Origin of the sequence: Pseudomonas sp. FSL R10-0056 (assembly GCF_009600105.1) — a bacterium.
GTDB lineage: Bacteria > Pseudomonadota > Gammaproteobacteria > Pseudomonadales > Pseudomonadaceae > Aquipseudomonas > Aquipseudomonas bubulae.
Genome location: NZ_WIWL01000021.1, coordinates 1 through 6056, shown reverse-complemented (window position 1 = coordinate 6056; position 6056 = coordinate 1). Strand labels below are relative to the sequence as shown.

At 60.5% G+C, this 6056-nt stretch carries 7 protein-coding genes and 1 pseudogene; 6 read left to right on the top strand and 2 right to left on the bottom strand.

All coding sequences use genetic code 11. The features are described 5' to 3' along the window. A pseudogene (locus tag GHO42_RS01310) lies at window positions 1-222 on the bottom strand (ABC transporter ATP-binding protein); the annotation flags it as partial. Further along, window positions 216-2003: an ABC transporter ATP-binding protein gene (locus GHO42_RS01305; protein WP_133145172.1), complete on the bottom strand. Its 1788-nt coding sequence runs from the start codon at window positions 2001-2003 to the stop codon at window positions 216-218. The gene GHO42_RS01305 and the pseudogene GHO42_RS01310, both read right to left, overlap by 7 nt. Before the next feature lie 193 nt (window positions 2004-2196). Between GHO42_RS01305 and GHO42_RS01300 the strand changes: the two genes are divergently transcribed. The 6 genes from GHO42_RS01300 to GHO42_RS01280 all read left to right on the top strand — a co-directional run. Continuing rightward, window positions 2197-2820 (top strand): TetR/AcrR family transcriptional regulator, encoded by a 624-nt coding sequence (locus tag GHO42_RS01300; protein ID WP_095000132.1) that lies wholly within the window; start codon window positions 2197-2199, stop codon window positions 2818-2820. 151 nt (window positions 2821-2971) lie between these two features. After that, on the top strand, window positions 2972-3139 hold the full coding sequence (locus GHO42_RS25625) for a hypothetical protein (protein WP_165446467.1): 168 nt from the start codon (window positions 2972-2974) through the stop codon (window positions 3137-3139). Window positions 3140-3172: 33 nt separating this feature from the next. Further along, on the top strand, window positions 3173-3391 hold the full coding sequence (locus tag GHO42_RS01295) for a hypothetical protein (RefSeq protein WP_153328349.1): 219 nt from the start codon (window positions 3173-3175) through the stop codon (window positions 3389-3391). A 90-nt stretch (window positions 3392-3481) separates the two neighbouring features. Beyond that, complete coding sequence (locus GHO42_RS01290; RefSeq protein ID WP_095000130.1) at window positions 3482-4027, top strand: DUF4410 domain-containing protein; 546 nt, start codon at window positions 3482-3484, stop codon at window positions 4025-4027. Between the two features lie 181 nt (window positions 4028-4208). Next, window positions 4209-5708 carry a glycolate oxidase subunit GlcD gene (gene glcD / locus GHO42_RS01285; RefSeq protein ID WP_153328347.1) on the top strand — a complete coding sequence of 500 codons (1500 nt, stop codon included), beginning with the start codon at window positions 4209-4211 and terminating at the stop codon, window positions 5706-5708. Further along, window positions 5708-6056 (top strand): FAD-binding protein (locus GHO42_RS01280; RefSeq protein WP_153384083.1); only part of this gene is annotated, 349 nt, incomplete at its 3' end. The genes glcD and GHO42_RS01280, both read left to right, overlap by 1 nt.

The following is a 6056-nucleotide window of genomic DNA, read 5'->3' as shown; positions in this document are numbered from 1 at the left end:
CTCCACCCGGCGCCGGCAGGCCCAGCACACAGCCATGCCGGCAAGCGTCAACAGCAGCCACAATGCTGCACCTCGTAGATCGTTAGCGAGCAAATGCCCCAGCACCGGTACCAGGGTGGTGAGTGTCAGCCCGCTGAGCAAACCATAAAACACTGCCATCCAGACATAACGATGCAGCACGGGCGCGTCGTCGCCCAACAGTTCTAACAAGGGTTTCAGCATGACGGCACCGCCAGTTCTGCAGAGAATGAGTAGTCGCCCTGCGCCCACAGGCGGGCATAAAGGCCCTTGCGGGCAAGCAGTTCGCCGTGGGTGCCCTGCTCGTGAATCGTGCCGTTGTCGAGCACGATGATCTGGTCTGCGTGCATCACGGTGTCGAGCCGGTGCGCGATGACCAGCAAGGTGCGGCCGCCGGCAAAACGCGAGAGTGCATCCTGGATGGCCACTTCACTTTCGGCATCCGCCGCCGCCGTGGCCTCGTCGAGCACCAGCACGGGCGGATCGAGCAACACGGCACGGGCGATGCTCACCCGCTGCAACTCACCGCCGGAAAACTGCGCATCCTCACCCACCACCGAGTCATAGCCACGCGGCAGGGCAACAATGCGCGCATGGATATTGGCCGTGCGCGCAGCATCCTCAATCTGCTGGCGGGTGGCCGTTGGTCTGCCCAGGGCAATGTTGTCGTGCACACTGGCGTGGATCAGCCGTACCTCCTGCAATACAAAACCGATATGCCGGTACAGGGTTGCCGTCTCAATCTGACGCAGATCCACACCCCCCAGGGTGATACGCCCTTGCGTCGGGTCAAAAAAACGCAGCAGCAGGCGCGCCAGGGTTGACTTGCCGGCGCCGGAGCACCCCACCACAGCGGTGGTCGTGCCGGGTTTGAGAACCAGGTTGATGTCCGCCAGCCCCCGGCCGGCGCTTTCATAGCAGTAGCCAACGTGCTCAAAACCAATTTCGCTGCCCCGGGGCATCTGCTGCATGCCCGGTGCCGGTTGCTCCAGCACCGGTGTATCGAGCAGGGCCTGTACACGCCGGGCCGCACCCACTGCATTGTTGAGGTCATGGGTGATGTAGTGCAGCAACAGCAAGGGGCCACACAGGCCCGGAGTCACCAGGGCGAACGGCAGCACATCCAGCGCAGCGATCCAGCCCAGTGCCACGAACAGGGTGCCGAACGCCAGCACGCCGCCCAGCACCGCGACCGGCGCGATCATTGCGTTGGCATTGGCCATCGAACCCACCAGCGGGCGAGTGAAACCGACAAAAGCCCGGGCGAAAGCATCGACGGCCTCACGGTAACTGCCGTGTGCCTTGCCGACAGCCCCGAACGACTTCACTACCGGGATGCCATTGACGAACTCGACCACGGCATTGTCGATACGCCCCATGCCCTCGACAAACGCCTGCATGTTGCTCTCGCTGGCTTTCAGGGCGCGGGTAAAAAACAGGAAGAACCCCGGGAACGGCAGGATCGAGACAATTGCCATGCGCCAGTCCATTACAAACAGGTAGACCAGCGAGAACACAATGGCGCCGACCGCTCGCCCCACGGTGGTGTAGAAATGCGCCGTCAGACTGTGCAGGGTATTGATGTCATCCTGCATCGCCTGCTTGACCTCACCCGAGCCCCGGCTGGTGAACCAGCCCAAGGGCACGCGGCTCAGGCGCTGCACAATGGCCAGGCGCAGGTGGTGGGTAATACGGTTATCCGCCAGATGGGCCAGCAGCTCCCCGGTGGATATCAACAACATGCCCGCGCACAGACTCGCCACGCCGACACCTACTGCCCGCCACACCTCATGAGCAGTGATTGCGTTGTCACCCAGAACCAGCCCGGCGACATGCGCAATACCTGCCAGCGGTACCAGCGTCAGCATGGCGCCAACGCCCGCAAGCAGGGCGGCAATCAGCAGCCGCCCACGAATCGGGTGAAGCACCTGGCTGACAGGGCCACGCATCTTGGGTGTGGCCGCAGCCGTGTGAGGAGTTTCCATGCCAGTCAAACATCCGCAATGTCATAAGAATGGAAGGCCACTGGCATTCCGGTTAAGCGCAAACAAGGGGGGTGTCTGCGCAACTGATAGTGGCTCGCAAATGAGAACCTTAATTAGTTGCATGACTATAAACTAATTTGCGAAATGCTGACAAGACAGCTACAAGACACTCCTCACCGATCAAGGAACGGCCATGAACGCCTCACAACCACCCGCGACCCGCGGGCGCCCTCGCACCATCACCCGCGAGCGCATCGTCGAAGCAGGCATCGAGATCGGCCTGCCGGGTATCACTTTTGTCGGCGTTGCTGCCGCTTTGGGGGTCAGTCATATGGCGCTGTACAAGCATGTTGCCAATCTGGAGGCGCTGAAGAATCTGATCGCCGAAGAGATCTTCACCCGCTGGCAGATACCGCGGGTCGACGCCGATCAGCGTGGTGAACTCAAGGACTACCTGACGGTGTTTGCCACCTCGGTGCGCCTGTTTGTAAAGGCCCACCCCGGCTTGACGCCCTACGTGATTCGCCGCTTGGCGGCGACCCAACCGATGCTCGCCAAGATCGACGAGCATCAGAGCCATATCGCCCAGGTCTACGCCATTACCAAGGCGCAGGCCCGCTGGCTGCTGGCAACCGTGGCCTTCCACGGAATTGCCGTAGCCGACACGGTGTATTCAGTCACCGGCCAGCCCGTTGAAGAAGCCCAGCGCCTGGCCGAAGAAATCGAGATGGAGGCCGAGCTGGACCGCGGCATGCGTGCACTGATCGTTGGCGCACTGGTGCTCATGGATGAAGAGGAATTCCAGGCAAAGCCATAGGTTTGACATCATGTAAATCAATAATTTGCATATGACTGTTCATGTAAATCATTTTGTTTGAGCCGTCATTGCCAGGGAACTACTGAGCGAAATCGAGTCCAATCAGGTTCATGTCGTTCAGGATCTAGATGATGAAAACGCAGGCACACCGATGAGCAGTAAAACCAACCACGGCTGGGCCTGGGCGTACCACAAGATTCGCGGCCTGCAATGCACACGGGTGACATCGGCCTACAGGGCCACCCTTTATGTGCTGCGTGGCGATACAGGCACCTTCCACAGCGATGCCAGTTGGCAAAAAAACCGCATCCGGCGCTAGTATGCAGCCATTACTTATGGCGCAATTTTTGACATGTCCAAGAAGCAAACCGCAGAAAACCCGGCAGCTACGGCAGCTACGGCAGCTGGCATAGAACAATCGATCCAGGCCCTCAACAAAATGGCCGAACGCCTGTGGGGTGATGGCCGCGAAGCCGAGGCCAAGGCCCTGATCGACGCGCTTGATGCTCTAAATCGGGCGCTGGACCGGATCCGGATTGGCGAAATCGGTCGGGCGGCGACGCTTCACTGATGCCGATACTGGCCAAGAGCCATTAAAGCCGGTGAAAAATCTGAGGCGTTGCGGTATAGATAGCGTTCATCCCCAGAATATGGACATTCAATGAACGCTTCCAAACTCTCGTCTGCGCTGTACTGTGCCGTGGCCATTTCACTGTTGAGCGGCTGCGCGGCCTCGGTTAAAAGCGGTGGCAGCCCCATGCTGCCGATCCAGGCAACAGCCAAGCAAAACCTGCGCGTCAACTTTGAAGGCAACAGCAAGGTTCAACAGAACGAGGACTGGCCCCTGCTGAAGCAAGAATGGAAGGAGGCCTTGCATGCCGAAGCCTCTGCAGAGGGCTACCGCCTTGCTGAGTCCCAACTGCTCAGCCTTGATGGAAAAGACGGTGTGGGCATCAAGATCAATGTAAGCAACTTCCGCTACATCACGCCGGGTGCACGGTATGGCGCAGGCATCATGGTGGGGAATGCCTGGGTCAACTCAAGTGCAGACTTCACCGACCTGAAGACCGGCCAGTTGCTGGGGACCCGGACCTACGATACGTCATCATCGGCCTGGGAAGGCGTCATGTCGGCCATGACCCAGGAGCAGGTCGAAGCCATCGCCCGGCAAATCATTGCCGATATCAAAAGCGCCAAGGCCTATTGACCTTTTGCCCCGCTAGCGGGCCCTTGTACCTCAAGGGCCAGTAGCACAGCGCTTTTTATCACCCCCGGTTTCAACACCGGCGCCACCGATATCACCCTGCAAGTGATACAGGGCGCACTTTGCGACTAGGCTGCATACGGAACAGACCTCCAATAAGAACAATCGAGTGTCGTGAGCCGCCATGAACATCCTCTACGATGAACGCGTCGACGGCGTCCTGCCGGACGTCGATAAAGCCGTATTACTGCGCACCCTGCGCACACGCTTGCCAAACCTTGAAGTCCTGCATCAGCGTGAAGAACTCAAGCCCTACGAATGCGACGGGCTTAGCGCCTATCGCACCACACCCCTGCTGGTAGTGCTGCCACGCCAACTGGACGAGGTACAGGGCGTGTTGCGCATCTGCCATGAGTTGCGCGTGCCGGTGGTCGCACGCGGGGCCGGTACCGGCTTGTCCGCAGGGGCATTGCCCCTGGAAAAAGGCGTGCTGCTGGTAATGGCGCGCTTCAACTCTATCCTTCATATCGACCCCGACGCCCGCACTGCACGGGTTCAGCCCGGTGTGCGCAACCTGGCCATTTCCCAGGCAGCGGTGCCGTATGACCTGTACTACGCGCCGGATCCGTCCTCGCAGATTGCCTGCTCGATCGGTGGCAACGTCGCTGAAAACGCCGGTGGCGTGCATTGCCTCAAGTACGGTTTGACCGTGCACAACCTGCTAAAGATCGAAATACTGACCGTTGACGGCGAGCACCTGACCCTGGGGGCGGATGCCCTCGATTCACCCGGTTTCGATCTGTTGGCACTGTTTACCGGTTCCGAAGGCATGCTCGGGGTCATTACCGAGGTCACGGTCAAACTGTTGCCCAAACCGCAAACCGCCAAAGTGCTGCTGGCAGCCTTCGACTCGGTTGAAAAAGCCGGTCGCGCCGTGGCGGACATCATCGCCGCCGGCATCATACCCGCAGGACTGGAGATGATGGACAACCTGGCCATCCGCGCCGCCGAAGATTTTATTCATGCCGGTTACCCGGTCGAGGCCCACGCCATCTTGTTGTGCGAACTCGACGGCGTCGAAGCCGATGTACATGACGATTGCGCGCGCGTGCGCCAGGTGCTTGAACGGGCTGGCGCCAGCTCCGTGCGCCAGGCCAGGGACGAAGCTGAGCGGGTGCGCTTCTGGGCCGGGCGCAAGAACGCTTTTCCCGCCGTAGGTCGCCTTGCGCCGGATTACTACTGCATGGACGGCACCATTCCGCGCCGTGAGTTGCCCGGCGTACTGCAGGCCATTGCCGGATTATCGACCCACTACAACCTGAGAGTGGCCAATGTGTTTCATGCCGGTGACGGCAATATGCACCCGCTTATTCTGTTCGATGCCAACCAGCCCGGGGAACTTGAGCGCGCCGAAGCTCTGGGCGGCCAGATCCTTGAGCTCTGCGTCAAGGTCGGTGGCAGCATTACCGGCGAACACGGCGTAGGCCGCGAGAAGATCAATCAGATGTGCGCGCAGTTCAACAGCGATGAACTGACCCTGTTTCATGCCGTCAAGGCCGCCTTCGACCCCGGCGGCTTGCTCAACCCCGGCAAGAACATCCCCACCCTGCATCGCTGCGCCGAGTTGGGCGCCATGCACGTGCATATGGGGCAACTGCCCTTCCCCGAACTGGAGCGGTTCTGATGCGCAGTGCAGACAATGTCGATACCAGCGCCCTGTTGCTGGAGCAGGTCAATCAGGCGCTGCAATACGCCACCCCGCTACGTATCCAGGGCGCCAACAGCAAAGCCTTCCTTGGCCGCAGCGTGGCCGGTGAAGTGCTCGACACCCGCGGCCATCGGGGCATTGTCAGCTATGACCCCACCGAGCTGGTGATCACCGCACGCTGCGGTACGCCTCTGATGGAGCTGGCGCAGGTGCTGGATAAAGCCGGGCAAATGCTGGCCTGCGAACCGCCCTCTTTCGGTGCCGCCACGGTCGGCGGCATGGTTGCCAGCGGCCTGTCGGGGCCGCGCCGGCCCTGGTCAGGTT